This window comes from Arthrobacter saudimassiliensis (assembly GCF_059090665.1).
On record NZ_JBNHFX010000002.1, the window covers coordinates 268,822 to 284,668 of the forward strand.

16 protein-coding genes are annotated in these 15,847 nt (G+C 69.3%); 13 read left to right on the forward strand and 3 right to left on the reverse strand.

Features of this window, described 5'->3' with window-relative positions:
- Window positions 1–305: 305 nt before the first annotated feature.
- Both AC5RV6_RS08475 and AC5RV6_RS08480 read right to left on the reverse strand, forming a co-directional pair.
- Complete coding sequence (locus AC5RV6_RS08475; protein WP_494006869.1) at window positions 306–3,545, reverse strand: RHS repeat-associated core domain-containing protein; 3,240 nt, start codon at window positions 3,543–3,545, stop codon at window positions 306–308.
- Between the two features lie 114 nt (window positions 3,546–3,659).
- Window positions 3,660–4,019 (reverse strand): DUF4113 domain-containing protein, encoded by a 360-nt coding sequence (locus AC5RV6_RS08480; protein WP_494006870.1) that lies wholly within the window; start codon window positions 4,017–4,019, stop codon window positions 3,660–3,662.
- On the opposite strand from AC5RV6_RS08480, the gene AC5RV6_RS08485 reads away from it, so the two are divergent.
- The 5 genes from AC5RV6_RS08485 (at window position 3,990) to AC5RV6_RS08505 (ending at window position 7,462) form a co-directional block, all read left to right on the forward strand.
- Window positions 3,990–4,190, forward strand: coding sequence for a hypothetical protein (locus tag AC5RV6_RS08485; RefSeq protein WP_494006871.1), 201 nt, complete (start codon window positions 3,990–3,992; stop codon window positions 4,188–4,190). The genes AC5RV6_RS08480 and AC5RV6_RS08485 overlap by 30 nt on opposite strands.
- 114 nt (window positions 4,191–4,304) lie before the next feature.
- On the forward strand, window positions 4,305–4,568 hold the full coding sequence (locus AC5RV6_RS08490; RefSeq protein WP_494006872.1) for a phosphoribosyl-ATP diphosphatase: 264 nt from the start codon (window positions 4,305–4,307) through the stop codon (window positions 4,566–4,568).
- 70 nt (window positions 4,569–4,638) lie between these two features.
- The gene (hisG, locus tag AC5RV6_RS08495; RefSeq protein ID WP_494006873.1) at window positions 4,639–5,484 is read left to right on the forward strand and encodes an ATP phosphoribosyltransferase; all 846 of its coding nucleotides are present in this window, start codon (window positions 4,639–4,641) and stop codon (window positions 5,482–5,484) included.
- Window positions 5,485–5,519: 35 nt separating this feature from the next.
- A complete protein-coding gene (gene hisF, locus AC5RV6_RS08500) occupies window positions 5,520–6,290 on the forward strand; it encodes an imidazole glycerol phosphate synthase subunit HisF (RefSeq protein ID WP_494006874.1) in 771 nt (256 codons plus the stop codon).
- Window positions 6,291–6,421: 131 nt separating this feature from the next.
- Complete coding sequence (locus AC5RV6_RS08505; protein WP_494006875.1) at window positions 6,422–7,462, forward strand: NAD(P)-dependent alcohol dehydrogenase; 1,041 nt, start codon at window positions 6,422–6,424, stop codon at window positions 7,460–7,462.
- 313 nt (window positions 7,463–7,775) lie between these two features.
- Here the strand turns inward: AC5RV6_RS08505 and AC5RV6_RS08510 are convergent, their stop codons facing one another.
- On the reverse strand, window positions 7,776–8,420 hold the full coding sequence (locus tag AC5RV6_RS08510) for a TIGR03085 family metal-binding protein (protein ID WP_494006876.1): 645 nt from the start codon (window positions 8,418–8,420) through the stop codon (window positions 7,776–7,778).
- 179 nt (window positions 8,421–8,599) lie between these two features.
- On the opposite strand from AC5RV6_RS08510, the gene hisI reads away from it, so the two are divergent.
- The 8 genes from hisI (at window position 8,600) to lgt (ending at window position 15,724) form a co-directional block, all read left to right on the forward strand.
- Window positions 8,600–8,986 carry a phosphoribosyl-AMP cyclohydrolase gene (hisI, locus tag AC5RV6_RS08515; protein WP_494006877.1) on the forward strand — a complete coding sequence of 129 codons (387 nt, stop codon included), beginning with the start codon at window positions 8,600–8,602 and terminating at the stop codon, window positions 8,984–8,986.
- 60 nt (window positions 8,987–9,046) lie between these two features.
- On the forward strand, window positions 9,047–10,687 hold the full coding sequence (locus AC5RV6_RS08520) for an anthranilate synthase component I (RefSeq protein ID WP_494006878.1): 1,641 nt from the start codon (window positions 9,047–9,049) through the stop codon (window positions 10,685–10,687).
- Entirely contained in the window at window positions 10,684–11,268 is a 585-nt protein-coding gene (locus AC5RV6_RS08525) for a Trp biosynthesis-associated membrane protein (protein ID WP_494006879.1), read from the forward strand. Before AC5RV6_RS08520 ends, AC5RV6_RS08525 begins: the two co-directional genes overlap by 4 nt.
- A 102-nt stretch (window positions 11,269–11,370) precedes the next feature.
- The gene (locus tag AC5RV6_RS08530) at window positions 11,371–11,679 is read left to right on the forward strand and encodes an HGxxPAAW family protein (RefSeq protein ID WP_494006880.1); all 309 of its coding nucleotides are present in this window, start codon (window positions 11,371–11,373) and stop codon (window positions 11,677–11,679) included.
- Window positions 11,680–12,510 carry an indole-3-glycerol phosphate synthase TrpC gene (gene trpC / locus AC5RV6_RS08535; RefSeq protein WP_494006881.1) on the forward strand — a complete coding sequence of 277 codons (831 nt, stop codon included), beginning with the start codon at window positions 11,680–11,682 and terminating at the stop codon, window positions 12,508–12,510.
- A gap of 120 nt (window positions 12,511–12,630) precedes the next feature.
- A complete protein-coding gene (gene trpB / locus AC5RV6_RS08540) occupies window positions 12,631–13,926 on the forward strand; it encodes a tryptophan synthase subunit beta (protein ID WP_494007381.1) in 1,296 nt (431 codons plus the stop codon).
- Window positions 13,923–14,729: a tryptophan synthase subunit alpha gene (trpA, locus tag AC5RV6_RS08545; RefSeq protein WP_494006882.1), complete on the forward strand. Its 807-nt coding sequence runs from the start codon at window positions 13,923–13,925 to the stop codon at window positions 14,727–14,729. The genes trpB and trpA overlap by 4 nt, the downstream gene beginning before the upstream one ends.
- The gene (gene lgt / locus AC5RV6_RS08550) at window positions 14,729–15,724 is read left to right on the forward strand and encodes a prolipoprotein diacylglyceryl transferase (RefSeq protein ID WP_494006883.1); all 996 of its coding nucleotides are present in this window, start codon (window positions 14,729–14,731) and stop codon (window positions 15,722–15,724) included. Before trpA ends, lgt begins: the two co-directional genes overlap by 1 nt.
- Window positions 15,725–15,847: the final 123 nt, after the last annotated feature.

The window sequence follows — 15,847 nt, forward strand, 5'->3', positions numbered from 1 at the left end:
ATACGGGCGACCTGGCCCTTGTTTGTGCTCAGCCAAGCGTCACGGAAACCCCAACGGTCGTGCATCCGCAGCGCTGCCGGTGTCAGAGTTGTTCAGCCTTCTTCATTGCTCATCCATTTGCTCCTGCAGAGGACGAACAAGACGAACAGCCCAACTCCGACAACGAGAAAGCTGACTGCGACCCCAGTAGGGATGCCGCGGTCTACGAGACGGATTATGCCAAAACCCATAGACATGGCGGACAGAGCCGCTATGCCACCCCATAGACCCCTCTGAATTCTCTTACGCATTGGCATGCATCCTTCCTAGAAACACCAGCGCGAGCCATTTGAAGGACTCACTTGGCAACCGTTGGCATCTGGGGGATCAACCTGGTTCACAGGAGGTTCTGGGTCAAAGCCACAACCGACTTCACTCGCCAGCAGTCCCCCAGCGCCGATCAGGAATCCAGCGGGTGGATTGAGGACGCCGACAGCCGATGACACCACGAGGGTGATGCCGCCCACTGTGACAGTGCAGACACTCAGCCCGAGGGGGTCGGAGTTGTTGATGGGGTCGTTGGCGGCGTAGGCGTAGCGGTTGGCGTTTGCGGGGTCCAGTGGTGCATCGAGGGTGTCCATTTGGGTCCATCGTCCGGTGTCGGGGTTGTACCAGCGTTGGCCGTACTTTACCCATCCGGTGGCCCGGTCCTGCAGCCCGATTTTGAAGGTGTACGGGTTTTGCGGGACGCCGAGGCCGCCGGAGTCTTCGGTGAGGGTGGGTTTGCCGTAGGGGTCGTAGTTGTAGACGAACGCGGCGTACTCTCCGCTGGTAAGCAGGGCGGCTGGGTTGCCGGTCCCGTCATAGACGTACAGGGACTGCATCCCGGTGCTGGTGCGTAGCATCAGCGGCTCTCCGGTGACGGGGTCGTGCTCGACGTAGGCTGTCTGCCCCATGCGGGTGAGCTGCTCGACGATGGGGAGGCCTTGGGCGTCGGTGCGGCCGTAGGTGAGCTGGTAGTTCCCGTTCGGGGTGGTTTGGGAAAGCACCTCAACCTGGGAGGATCCGGCGTAGGTGTAGGAGTAGGACTTGTCACCGATGGTGGCCCGGGTCATCTGCTGGGCCGTGTTGTAGGAGTACGCCCCGGACGGGTCGTTGGTGAGGTTCCCGGCGCCGTCGAAGGTGTACCCGTTGCTGGAGATCTGGTTCGCCGCATTGGCCGTGAGCGTCTGGGTCCCTGCGGGGCCGCCGGCGGTGAGCCGGTTGCCGCGGGCGTCGTAGGTGTAGGTGTACGTGGCAGGCGATGGCCCGCCGGTAACGACGGCCTTGGTGAGCCGCCCCGCCTTGTCGTAGGTGTACGTGCTGACCGCCCCGGTGAGGTTGTCCTTGACCCACTGGACCTTGGAGCGGTCGTTGGCCGCCGTCGTGCTGCAGTTGCCGGCGCTGGTTCCGGCTGCATAGCAGTACGTGAGGTCCATGACGGGCGTGTTGTCGTTGTTGCCCGGCCCGGTGTGGGCGGTGACGCGGGTGACCTTGCCGGCCTTGTCGTAGTCGGTGTGGGTCCGGGCCGCCCAGACGGTGCGGTCGGTGCTGGCCTGCATCCAGGAGTCGGTGCGCCGGCCCTTGTTGTCGACGGCGAAGGCTAGGGTTTTGACCACGCCGTTGTGCAGGTAGTTCAGCGCGGTCGGGACGCCGGCGTCGTCGAAGGTGTAGGTGGTGGTGCCGCGGCTGTCGGTGGTGGAGACCAGGTTGGAGGCATTGTCGTAGCCGTAGGCGATGGTCCCGCCGCCGGCGGTGTTGGCGCGGGAGGTCAGCCGGCCGAGCTGGTCGTAGCCAAAGGTGGTGGTCCCGGAGGGGTCCACCCGCTTGGTCATCCGGCCGTCCGCGTCGTAGGCGTAGGTGACGTTCCGGTCGTAGTAGGCCTCTCCGGTGACCCTGCCCATCGCGTCATAGGTGTAGGAGACGGAGTTGCCGTTGCCGTCGCCTGCTGTCTTTACCCGGCCCCACTGGTCGTAGGTGAAGTCTTTGACCCCCAGGGATGAGCCGGTGACCGGGGTGACGCGGGTGAGCTGCTTGTCCGCGTTGTAGGTGTACTTGGTGGTGTTGGACCCGTTGCCCGGGGCCAGGGCCGTGGCGACGGTGCCGTCGGCGTTGTAGGTGAGCTCTGCTTGGGCGGCCAGCGCGTCGGAGGTGGTGAGCTGGTTGCCGGCGCCGTTGAAGGTGTAGGTGCTCTTGTTCCCGGCGTCGTCGGTGGTTGAGGTGGCCAGGTATTTGGTGTTCGCTGCCGTGTTGCCGTACTCGGCTTTGCCGGTGGCTCCGGTGGAGGAGGCCGAGGCTGTCAGCGACTGCCCGGCATTGGACCCGTAGGTGTTGGTCGTGGTTGAGGCGTCCGTGCCGGTGCCGCGGGTCGCGGTGAGGGTGTCGAAGTCCCCGGTGTAGGTCTTGGACCGGGTGCGTCCGGCAGCGTCCACGACGTTGGTCACCCGGGCGTTGCCGTCCAGGGTGTAGGTGGTTCTCGGGACGGTGTTCACTGCGGCGGACTGGTTGGTGTTCGGACCGGCCAGCAGCGTCTGGGTCGCCGAGGGGTAGCTCATCCGGGTGATGGAGCTGCCGGGGGAGCCGGCGCTGGTGTTGGGTCGGTCGATCTTGGTGACCCGGCCCTGGTTGTCGTAGGTGAAGTTCACCTGGGAGCCGGTCGGGGAGGTGATGCGGGTGAGCAGGCTGCCGCTGTAGGCGAACTTGGTGACCTTCCCGGCCGGGTCGCGGAACTCGATGGTGTTCTCACCGTACGGGTCGGTGGTGAATCCGGCGTAGCGGGCGGCGCCGGAGCTGGACTGGCTCATCCGCTCCAGCAGGCCCGAGGCCGAGCCGTAGGTCAGGTCGACGGTCTTGGCGCCGGCGGTACCGCGGGTGCCGACGACCTTGGTGGGCCGGGCACCGCTGTAGGTGAGCGTGGTCGTGTTGCCGTTGCGGTCCGCGATCGACACGGCCTTGCCGTCGGCGTCGAAGGTCTGCACCTCGGCGGTGGTCCGGGAGGTGAGCGTGTAGCCGGTGGAGGTCTTCACCAGGTCCGCCTTCACGCCCTTGGGAGGTGTGAAGGCCGTGTCGGATCCGGACACGGGAGTGAACAGGGCCGAGTAGCCGTCCCCGGACGTGAACAGCACGCCCTTGGACGTGGTGGAGAGCTTCCCGGCGGAAGCCAAAGCCAGGGTCCAGCGTGGGCCGGCGAAGCCCTGGGCGTCATCGGTGGCCCGGGAGTTGTAGACCATGCCCAGTGCAGTGCCCCCGTTCACCCCGGGCAGCGGCAGGGCGTTGACCGTGACGGAGAGGTTGCCGGTGCCGACATCGACAGCGGCGTTCACCGAGTCGTTGACCGGCACCGGCAGGCTGGTCGCGCCGGGCCGGTTTCCCAGCAGCCCGATCGTGGACTGGGCGCCCGTCGGTGTGCCTGGAACAGCCGTCGGAGCGAATGCCTGAGCCGGGCCGGCGAGCGCGAAGATCAGCGCGGCCGCCGTGGCAGCTGCAGTGAGAGGACCGGCCCTGCGGGCGCGGCGGGATAAGGCCAATTGCGTCATTGGATCCCCCGGGGATGGGAGACTGAGCACCGGACGGAAGTGTCCGGATGAGGGGAAGTTTTGCCTCGGTTGACCGGATTCGTCCGCGTAGCGGGTACCCGTTTCTCATTCCCCGGGCAGGTACTGCCCTTCGCCGGCTTTCACGACGGGCAGCTCCGTCCATTCTGTGGTGTAGCGGGGCGAGGCGATCCGCCGCGTCATGGTCCAGTCGGGCTGCTGGGAGCGCATGCCGGCCAGACCCAGGCCCAGTGCGGACGGCCCGTATTTGTCGGTGACGGCGCCTAGCAGCGATCCGATGCGCCGCTTCTCGTGGACCGGTTCGAAAGCGTCGAGGACCGGCTGCACGACGGCGGGGGAAGACCGGTGGCGTGTTGGGCTGCGCGCGTTGTCCAGGGGATCGATAAGACGACGCCGGGTGGGCGATTGGTCTTTCACGTGCTCGCGGCGGTGGCCGAGTTCGAGCATGACTTGATTGTGGAGCGCACCAATAAAGATTGGAGGCAGCTGGCAACCGTGGCAGGACCGGCGGTCGGAAGCCGGGATGAGTCGAACACAGAATACCCAGGCCCGCGCCATGATCGAGGGCGGGGGTCGTACCCGGTCACATTAATCGCCCCGATTGCGGTCGCGGTTTGAGGAACTCCTGACTCGGCCGTCGCGGCGCCGCCCGGGCTCGTTTGCTGAAGGACGATCCGTCACACCCGCCACCCCGATTCCGCCGCAACCGGCGCCACAGCGTACCCTTGACCTGTGAAAACCTTCGAAGACCTCTTCACGGAGCTGAGCGAGAAAGCAGCGAGCCGGCCCGCCGGTTCGCGGACCGTGGCCGAGCTGGACTCGGGAGTCCACGGCATCGGCAAGAAGGTCGTCGAGGAAGCCGCCGAAGTGTGGATGGCGGCCGAATACGAATCCGACGAAGCCGCGGCCGAGGAAATCTCCCAGCTCTTCTACCACCTGCAGGTCCTGATGATCGCCAAGGGCCTGACGCTTGAGGACGTCTACAAGCATCTGTAGCCACGCGCCCCGCGCGTGGCCCGGCAGCAGCCTGTCCTCCCAGCCCTCAAGCGAACAGAAAGCCTGACCCATGATCCGTGTAGCCGTGCCCAACAAGGGCTCACTCTCCGAATCCGCCTCCGAGATGCTCTCCGAGGCGGGCTACCGCCAGCGCCGCGACACCCGCGAGCTGGTCATGGTGGACCCGGACAACGACGTCGAATTCTTCTTCCTGCGCCCCCGCGACATTGCGGTCTATGTCGGCGCGGGCACCCTCGACGTCGGCATCACCGGCCGTGACCTCTTCCTCGACGCCCAGGTCGAAGCTCGGGAGCTGATGAGCCTGGGCTTCGGCGCCTCCACCTTCCGCTTCGCCGGCCCGGTGGGGGACTTCGCCGACGTCGCGCAGCTTGAAGGCAAGCGCCTGGCCACCAGCTACGACGGCCTGCTGCGCGCCTACCTCGCCGAGCGCGGCATCAACGCCTCCGTCGTCCGCCTCGACGGCGCCGTGGAATCCTCGGTGCGCCTCGGCGTCGCCGACGCCATCGCCGACGTCGTCGAAACCGGCACCACCCTGCGCGCCGCCGGCATGGAAATCTTCGGCGAGCCGATCCTCAAGTCCGAAGCCGTGCTCATCGGCCGCACCGGCGGCGACCCGCACCCGGGCCTGGACGTGCTCATCCGCCGGCTGCGCGGCGTCCTGGTCGCCCGCCAGTACGTGATGATGGACTACGACATCCGCCGCGAACTGGTGGAGCAGGCCGCGGCGCTGACGCCGGGCCTGGAGTCGCCCACGGTTTCCCCGCTGCGCGACGACGCCTGGGTGGCCGTGCGCTCGATGATCAAGCGCAGCGAAACCAACCGGATCATGGACGAGCTGTACGACCTGGGTGCCCGCGCCATCCTGGTCAGCTCCATCCACGCCTGCCGTATCTGACCCGCCCCCGGACAGAAACCGACAGGAGAAAAACCATGAGCGTTGCAATTCGTGTGATCCCCTGCCTGGACGTGGACAACGGCCGGGTGGTCAAGGGCATCAACTTCGAGGGCCTGCGCGACGCCGGCGACCCGGTGGAGCTCGCGCACCGGTATGACCGCGCCGGCGCCGACGAACTGACCTTCCTCGATGTCACCGCCACCTCCGGCAACCGGGAGACCACGTTCGACGTCGTCTCCCGCACCGCCGAGGAGGTCTTCATTCCGCTGACCGTGGGCGGGGGAGTGCGGACCATCGAGGACGTGGACCGGCTGCTGCGCTTCGGCGCGGACAAGGCGTCCATCAACACCGCCGCCGTCGCCCGGCCGGACGTTATCGATGAGATCACCCGGCACTTCGGCTCCCAGGTGCTGGTGCTCTCCGTGGACGCGCGCCGCGCGCCCGAGGGCGCCACGGCGTCGGGCTTCGAGGTCACCACCCACGGCGGCCGCCGCGGCACCGGGATCGACGCCGTCGCCTGGGCGAAGGAAGCCGCGGACCGCGGCGTGGGGGAGATCCTGCTGAACTCCATCGACGCCGACGGCACCCGCGAGGGCTTCGACCTGGAAATGATCCGCGCCGTCCGCGCCGCGGTGAAGGTTCCACTGATCGCCTCCGGCGGCGCCGGCAAGCCCGAGCACTTCCCGCCGGCCGTGGACGCCGGGGCCGACGCCGTCCTGGCCGCCAGCGTGTTCCACTTTGGCCCGGACAGCGCCATCGCCGAGGTCAAGCAGGCCATTCGCGACGCCGGGCACCCGGTCCGCTGAGGCCCGCCCACCGCTGGCAACAGCTGAAGCTAGGCTGAAGAAAAGTCCGCTTCGGGGAAATAAACTCCCCCGAAGCGGACTTGGCTTTTTAAGTGCCCACCGGCACGGACACCCCACAGTCTGGAGAATCCTTGAGCACTGCACGCGCCTACGCGGCTACCTCCGCCACCGACCCGCTGGTTCCCACCACCATCGAGCGCCGCGCCGTCGGCCCGCACGACGTCCGCATCGACATTGCCTACGCCGGCATCTGCCACTCGGACATCCACACGGTCCGCGGCGAGTGGGGCCCGATTGCCTATCCGCAGGTGGTCGGCCACGAAATCGTCGGCACGGTCGCCGAAGTCGGCTCCGAGGTCACCGGGCACCAGGTCGGGGACCGGGTGGGCGTGGGCTGCCTGGTGAACTCCTGCCGCGAGTGTGAGAACTGCAAGGCCGGCATGGAGCAGTACTGCCTGAACGGCAACGTCGGCACGTATGCCAGCAAGGACGTGGACGGCAGCATCACCCAGGGTGGCTACGCCGATTCCATCGTCGTCAATGACGACTTTGTGCTCCGGGTCCCGGAGAACATCCCCTACGAAGCGGCCGCGCCGCTGCTCTGTGCCGGCATCACCACCTACTCTCCGCTGGCCCACTGGAACGCCGGTCCGGGCAAGCGGGTCGCCGTCGTCGGCATGGGCGGTCTCGGTCACATGGCGGTCAAGATCGCCGTCGCCATGGGCGCCGAGGTCACCGTCCTGTCCCAGACCCTGAGCAAGCAGGCGGACGGGCTGCGCTTCGGCGCGAAGGACTACTACGCCACCAGTGATGAGAGCACCTTCGACAAGCTGGCCAACACCTTCGACCTGATCATCAACACGGTCAGCGCCCCGGTGAACCTGCAGCAGTACCTGTCCCTGCTGCGCCTGGACGGAACGATGGTCAGTGTCGGCGCCCCGCCCGAGCCGCTGCCGGTCTCGGTCTTCACCCTGATGAACCAGCGCCGCTCCTACGCCGCATCCAACATCGGCGGCATCGCCGAGACCCAGGAGATGCTGGACTTCTGTGCCGAACACGGCATCGCCCCCGAGGTCGAGCTGATCAGCGCCGAGGACGTCAACGCCGCCTACGAGCGGGTGCTGAAGTCCGACGTCCGCTACCGCTTCGTCATCGACGCCGCGACCATCTGACGGTTCCGGAGCAGGCATGGGCGTCCCACCATTCGGTGGGGCGCCTTTGTCGTACGCGGGCCCGGTGGCTTCACGGCGGCCGGAGTTCCTCCACTTTGGGTTGCGTCTCTCCGGTTCGCGCGTTTCCTCCGCCTGCAACCGGAGGAGCTGCCCAAAGTGGAGGGGAATGATGCAAAGCGGAGGTGATCGCGGGGAACTGGAGGGAATCCGGGCGGACCACCTGCACCCGGCCTTAAACCGCACAACGCGGCACGAACGCCGAACGCCCGCCGACATGCCGTCGGCGGGCGCTTGGCACTGTGGGGCGGGGCGGCTAAATGCCGATGTCGGCGCTCTGCAGCAGGGCGATCGCGTCGGGCTGGCCTTCGAACATGACCAGCGACTGCTTCGTCCGGCCGTGCGCGTGCAGCAGCAGCTCGCCCGGGTCACCGACGATGGCCACCGACACGGCGGCCCGCTTGGCCACGTGCCGCGGACCGTCAGGACGGACGAGAACAATGCCGAGGTCGACGCCGCGGTAGAGCAGTGCCGCGCGGCGGATCAGGTCACCCCAGAGGGCGTCGGCGTAGGCCGGGTCCAGGGACCGCGGCGCCCACCGGTCACCGGCGCGCCGGACGTCTTCGGTGTGCACGAAGTACTCGGTCAGGTTGGCGCTGTTGTCCACGGACTTCAGGTTCATGGGGGACAGGGCCGGCGGACCTGAGCGGAAGCTGCGGACCAGCTTCTCATACGCCTTCGGCTCGGCTGAGCGCTCGGCCAGGTCCCGGACGGCCTTCTCCGCGCGCTTGGCCAGCGGCTTGAAGACAATGCCCGCGGCAGCGGCCGGGCGATGCTCACGCAGATACAGATGCGCAGCCAGCTCCTTGGTGCGCCACCCCTCGCAAAGGGTCGGCGCTTCGGGCCCGGCCGCGAGAAGGGTCTCGGCCAGGACTTCACGGGAGGGTTGTACGAAGTGCATCAATGTGAAACTAGCATGCTTCCCGTGCTTTAGCTCCTGAACGCGCCCGCTGCGGCCGCCAAACGGCGTGCTTCTCCCGGCAGCCCCGCCCGCACGGCTCCGCGGCGGCCGGGAGCCGTGCGGACGCATCCCGGACACACCGACCGCCGAGGCGGCGGATGACACTAGAATCGGTATCGATGCCTTCCGAAACCCCCGCCCCCGTTTCCCCCGCCGTGCCCGGCCTCGATCCGGCTATCGCCGCCGCCCTCAAGCGCGACGACGCCGGCCTGGTGGCCGCCGTCATCCAGCAGTACGACACCAACGAGGTGCTCATGCTCGGCTGGATGGACGATGAGGCCCTGCACCGTACCCTCAGCACCGGCCGGGTGACCTTCTGGTCCCGCTCCCGCCGGGAGTACTGGCGCAAGGGCGACACCTCCGGCCACATCCAGCGGGTCAAGTCGGTCGCCCTCGACTGCGACGGAGACGCCCTGCTGGTCCGCGTGGACCAGGTCGGGGCCGCCTGCCACACCGGCACCCGGACCTGCTTCGAAGGCCGCGACCTGCCCGCCGTCGCCGGCTGACCTTCCCGCCACCGGCGGCTGCCCCGCCGCCCGCCCAGACCCTTTGACGAAGAGAGCAGCATGCAGGACCTAGGAACGATTACCCCCGGCCTCGAGGAGTTCCGCTCCCTGGCCGCCGACCACCGTGTGGTCCCGGTGCGGCTGGTGCTGCTGGCCGACGCCGACACGCCCATCGGCATCTACCGCAAGCTCGGCGGCGGTGCCCCCGGCACGTTCCTGATGGAGTCCGCCGCGTCCGGCGGCGTCTGGTCCCGCTACTCCTTCATCGGCGCCCGTTCCCGGGCCACCCTCACCACCCGCGACGGCGAGGCGCACTGGCTCGGCGAACCGCCCGCCGGAGTGCCGCAGGGAGGCAGCCCCGTGGACGCGCTGCGGGACACCGTGAAGCTGCTGCGCACCGAACGCTTCGAGGGACTGCCGCCGTTCACGTCCGGGCTGGTCGGCTTCATCGGCTGGGACAGCGTCCGCCACTGGGAGCGGCTCACCTCCCCGCCCGCCGACGACCTGGGCCTGCCCGAGCTGGCCATGAACCTGGTCACCGACATGGCCATCCATGACAACAGCGACGGCACCGTCACCCTCGTCGCCAACGCCATCAACTTCGACGGCACCGACGAGCGCGTGGACGAGGCCTGGCGCGACGCCGTCGCCCGCCTGCAGGACATGCGCGCCCGGCTCGCCGCGCCCACCCCGCAGCCGGTGTCCGTGCTCGACGGCGGCCGGGCCGCCCCTGACCTGTCCCGCGTCCAGGAACGCTGGCCGCGTCCCGAGTACCTGCGCGCCGTCGAACGCGCCAAGGAAGCGATCGTGGACGGCGAAGTGTTCCAGGTCGTCGTCTCGCGCCGCTTCGAGGCCGAGTGCGCCGCGGATCCGCTGGACGTCTACCGGGTGCTGCGCACCACCAACCCCAGCCCCTACATGTACCTGTTCAACTTCACCGACGCCGCGGGGGAGCCGTTCGCCATCGTCGGGTCCTCCCCGGAGGCCCTGGTGACGGTGACCGGGCGGGAGGTCATCACCCATCCCATCGCCGGCAGCCGGCCGCGCGGGAAGACCCTCGAGGAGGACCGTACCCTCGCCGAGGACCTGCTCGCCGATGAGAAGGAACGCGCCGAGCACCTGATGCTGGTGGACCTGGCCCGCAACGACCTCTCCAAGGTCTGCCGGCCCGGCAGCGTGGACGTCACCCAGTTCATGGAGGTGGAGCGTTTCAGCCACATCATGCACCTGGTCTCCACCGTGATCGGGGAACTCTCGCCCGCCTCGGCCGCCTACGACGTGCTGGCTGCCACGTTCCCCGCCGGCACCCTCTCGGGGGCCCCGAAGCCCCGGGCCCTGCGGCTGCTCGATGAGCTGGAACCGCACCGCCGCGGCATCTACGGCGGCGTGGTCGGCTATCTCGACTTCGCCGGCGACATGGACATGGCCATCGCCATCCGCTCCGCGCTGCTGCGCGGCGGCCGGGCCTACGTGCAGGCCGGCGGCGGCATCGTCAACGACTCCGACCTCGACGCCGAGGCGCAGGAAACCGTCAACAAGGCCGCGGCGCCGCTGCGCGCGGCGCTGATCGCCGCCGGGCTGCACGCCGTCGCCGACCCGGCAGACCCCGCAGCCGTCCCGGCCGCGGACCCGGCAGCGGCCCCGGCACCGGCCGACGCGCCGCTGCCGACCACTGCAACACCCGAGGAGGCCCTCCGATGAGCACCCCTGTGAAGGCCTGGCAGCGCAAGGGCACCGTGGTCCTCGGCGCCGTGGCCGCCGCCGTCCTGGCATTCGCCACCACCACCCGCACCTGGCTGGACGTCACCCTGCCGGAGGCCGCGGTGCAGACCCCGCAGGTCGCCGTGCCCGGGTCCGACGCCGCGACGTCCGTCACCGCCTTCGCCCTGGTGGCCCTGGCGGCCGCCCTCGCGGCGTCGATCGCCGGACGGATCGCCCGCGCCGTCATTGCCGTGGTCCTGCTGCTTGCCGGCGCCGGCGTCGTCGTCGCCAGCTGGGTCATCATCCGGGACCCCGCCCAGGGCGCCGCCGGCGCGATCGGCGAAGCCACCGGGGTCAGCGGCGGTGCCGGCATCGAGGTGCACATGACCGTCATGCCGTGGCTCGCGTTGGCCGCCGGCGTGCTGATCCTCCTGTCCGCCGTCTGGCTGGCCGTGGCCGGGCGCGGCTGGAAGACCTCGCGCCGCTACAGCACCGCCGCCGCGAACACCGACGGCGAGCCGATCGACGACATCGACAGCTGGGACCGGCTCAGCCGCGGCGAGGACCCCACCGGCCGCTGATCGTCCCGCCGCCGCGGCTCACCCGGTCCGACACATGTGACCGGGAAACGGGCAGCTAATGGCAGAATGGGAACAGTCCGTTTTTTGAGGGAGAGAAACACCATGGGCGCAAACGCCACCGAACGCCACCTGGAAGCCAGCAACGACAAGGCTGCCAACAGCGGGGAGCCGAACACCCACGCTTCCATCCACGATGAGACCATCGGCCACGGCAACACCCCGGCCGCGTGGACCTGCGTCCTGATCATGATCGTCGGCGCCGGCATCTCCAGCGTGGGCTACATCATCGCCAGCGTCCTGTGGTTCGTGATCGGCCTGGCCGTCATGGGCGCCGGCCTCATCGTCGGCTGGATCATGAAGAAGGCCGGCTACGGCGTCAACGGTTCGAAGCTGAAGAACTCCGGCCACTAAGTGAGCGTCCTCGACGACATCATCGTCGGCGTCCGCGAGGACATGGAGTCCCGGCGCCGAGAGGTTTCGCTCGCGGACCTGCGTGCACAGGCAGCCCAGGCGCCCGCCCCGCGGGACGCCTGGGCTGCGCTGGGCGGCACGGATCCGGCCCGCGCGGAGCTGAAGGTCATCGCCGAGGTCAAGCGCAGCAGCCCCTCCAAGGGGGCCCTGGCCGAGATCGCCGATCCGGCGGCCCTGGCCTCCCGCTACGCCGACGGCGGCGCCGCCGTAATCAGCGTCCTCACCGAAGCCCGGCGTTTCGGCGGGTCGCTGGCGGACTTCGACGCCGTCCGCGCCGCCGTGGACGTGCCGCTGCTGCGCAAGGACTTCACCGTCGACGAGTACCAGATCCACGAGGCCCGCGCCCACGGCGCCGACCTGGTGCTGCTGATCGTTGCCGCGCTCGACGACGCCCGGCTGCGCGGCTTCCTCGAGCTCACCCACGAGCTGGGCATGAACGCCCTGGTCGAGACCCACACCCCTGAGGAAGTGGAGCGCGCCCTGGCCGTGGACGCCCGCATCATCGGCGTCAACGTCCGCAACCTCAAGACCCTCGACGTCGACCGTTCGGTCTTCGCGCGGCTGGCCGGGCAGATCCCCGCCGGCCCGCTGCTGGTCGCCGAATCCGGTGTCCGCGATGCGGCCGACGTCGCGCAGTACGCCCGGGAGGGCGCCAACGCCGTGCTCGTCGGCGAGGCCCTCGTACGGCACAACGACCCGTTGGGCACCATCAACGCCTTCACCCGGGCCGGCCGCGACGCCATCGCTGACCGCCCCGCCGCGGCACGCTGACCGCCGCGCCTTGACACCGCCCGGAGCACCGGGCCCTAGCAGGACAGGAAGCCCACAATGACCGGGAACCCGGAGCCCGCCGGCAGCACCGCCGCCGAGCCGGACGCCGCAGCAGATGCGATGAACGAGGAGGCCGTCGCGGCCTTCCTGGGCCGGGAAGGGTCGCTGCGCCACGCCCCCGGCCCCTACTTCGGCAGCTTCGGCGGGCGGTGGATGCCCGAGTCGCTGATCGCCGCGCTCGACGAGCTCACCGACACCTTCGAAAAGGCGAAGTCCGACCCGGAGTTCACCGCACGGGTGAAGGAACTGAACCGGAACTACTCCGGACGCCCGTCGCTGCTGACCGAAGCCAAGCGGTTCTCCGAGCACGCCGGGGGAGTGCGGATCTTCCTCAAGCGCGAGGACCTGAACCACACCGGCTCGCACAAGATCAACAACGTGCTCGGGCAGGCGCTGCTGGCGCAGCGGATGGGCAAGACCCGGCTGATCGCCGAAACCGGCGCCGGCCAGCACGGCGTCGCCAGCGCCACCGCCGCGGCCCTGCTGGGCATGGAGTGCGTCGTCTACATGGGTGCCGAGGACTGCCGCCGGCAGGCGCTGAACGTGGCCCGCATGGAGCTGCTCGGCGCCACCGTGATTCCGGTGGAAAACGGCTCGAAGACGCTCAAGGACGCCATCAACGAGGCCCTGCGGGACTGGGTCGCCAACGTCGACTCCACCCACTACCTGCTGGGCACCGCCGCCGGGGCGCATCCGTTCCCGGCCCTGGTCCGCTATTTCCACGAAGTGATCGGCGAGGAGGCCCGCGCCCAGATCCTGGAGCAGGCCGGCCGGCTGCCCGACGCCGTGTGCGCCTGCATCGGCGGCGGCTCCAACGCCATCGGCATCTTCCACGGCTTCCTGGATGACCCCTCGGTGCGGATCTTCGGCTTCGAGGCCGGCGGCGACGGCGTCGAAACCGGCCGCCACGCCGCCACCATCACCCTCGGCCGGCCCGGTGTGCTGCATGGTGCCCGCTCCTACCTGATGCAGGACGAGGACGGGCAGACCGTGGAGTCGCACTCCATCTCCGCCGGCCTGGACTACCCCGGCGTCGGTCCGGAGCACTCGTATCTCGCCGACATCGGCCGGGTCGCCTACGAGCCGATCACCGACGCCGAGGCCATGGAGGCCTTCCGGCTGCTGTGCCGCACCGAAGGCATCATTCCCGCGATCGAGTCCTCGCACGCCCTGGCCGGCGCCATCAAGGTCGGCCACCGGCTGGCCGCCGAGGACGGCGAACCGGGCGAGAAGATCGTCATCGTGAACCTCTCCGGGCGCGGTGACAAGGACGTCGCCACCGCCGCGGAATGGTTCGACCTGCTGGACCAGCCCTCGGCCGAGGCCGAGATCGGCAAGGAAGGGGAGCAGCTGTGAACCCGGCCGCACCGCAGAGCAAATCCGCCCTGGCCATCGACCGGGCCCTGGCCGACGGCCGCGCCGCCCTGATCGGCTACCTTCCCGCCGGCTACCCGGACGTGCAGTCCACGATCGCCGCAGGCATCGAACTGGCCCGGGGCGGCGCCGACCTCATCGAGATCGGCATCCCGTACTCCGACCCCGTCATGGACGGATCGGTCATCCAGGCCGCCACCACCGAAGCGCTGGCCGGCGGTTTCCGGGTCAGCGAGGTGTTCGACGTCGTCGCCGGCATCACCGCCGAGACCGACGCCGCCGTCCTGGTCATGACGTACTGGAACCCGGTCATGCGGATGGGCGTGGACGAATTCGCCCGCCGCCTGGCCGACGCCGGCGGTGCCGGGCTGATCACCCCCGACCTGATCCCGGACGAGGCGGAGGAGTGGATCGCCGCCTCCGACCGTTACGGCCTGGACCGGGTGTTCCTCGTGGCGCCCTCCTCGACGCCGGAACGGATGAAGAGCACCGTGGCCGCGAGCCGCGGCTTCGTCTACGCCGTCTCCATCATGGGCGTCACCGGCGCCCGGACCGCAGTGTCCGACGCCGCCCGCGGCGTCGTGCAGTCGGCGCGCGACGCCGGCGCGGAGCGGGTCTGCGTGGGCCTGGGCGTTTCCAACGCCGGCCACGTGGCGGAGATCGGTTCCTACGCCGACGGCGTTATCGTGGGTACGGCGCTTGTCGCCGCGCTTCGTGACGGCGGCCCCGACGCCGTGGGCGCCCTTGCCCGCAACCTGAGCACAGGAACACGAAAGAGCAACTGATGCCCCTGATCTCCGGGATGGTGCCCGCCGCGATCCCCAGCCCCCCGGCCGACTTCAGCAGCTTCTCGCTGGGCCCCCTGACCATCCACGCGTACGCGCTGTGCATCCTGGCCGGCATCGCCCTCGGCCTGTGGCTGACCAGCGCCCGCTGGAAGAAACGCGGGCTGCCGGCCGACGCCGTCTGGGACATCGCGATCTGGGCCATTCCCTTCGGCATCATCGGCGGGCGGCTCTACCACGTCATTTCCTCGCCCGATGCCTACTTCGGGCCCGACGGCGACCTGGCGCTGATCCCGCAGGTCTGGCGCGGGGGACTGGGCATCTGGGGCGCCGTCGCGCTCGGTGCGGTGGGCGCCTGGATCGGCTGCCGCCGGGCCGGGATCAAGCTCTCCACCTTCGCCGACGCCGCCGCCCCGGGGCTGCTGCTGGCCCAGGCGGTCGGGCGCTGGGGCAACTGGTTCAACCAGGAGCTGTTCGGCGGGCCCACCGACCTGCCCTGGGGCCTGCAGATTGACGCAGACAATCCGAACTTCCCCGCCGGGGAACTGCCCGGCACCCTGTTCCACCCCACCTTCCTCTACGAGTCGCTGTGGAACCTGGCCGGCGTCGGGCTCCTGCTCCTCGTGGACCGGCGGTTCCGGCTGCGCGGCGGCCGGCTGTTCTGGCTGTATGCCGCCGTGTATACCGCCGGCCGGACCTGGATCGAACTGCTGCGCATCGACGAGGCCGAAATGATTACGCTGCTCGGCGTCACACAACGGCTGAACGTGTTCACCAGCGCCGGACTGTTCCTGGTCTCGGTCGCCGTGCTCATCGTCCTGTCGGTGCGGGCCCGGGGCGCGCAGGAGCCGTCCCCGTACCTGCCGGGGCGCGCCCCCGCCGGGGAAACCGCCACGTCATCGGCCGATAACACTTCCGAAACGGAAGGCTCCGGAGATGCGACGCAGGCCACCCCGCGTGCTAATGTCGCAGAGACAAAAAACGGGGAGAAGTGATCCGTCACTCATAGGCTCCCCGTGCGCCCGGTTCCCCCGGGCCAGCCAGAGAGCAGTACCGGGTCACCTCCCGGCCTGACATGGCCGCCACACCGGCGTGGCTCGACCGCTGTGCACCGCCCC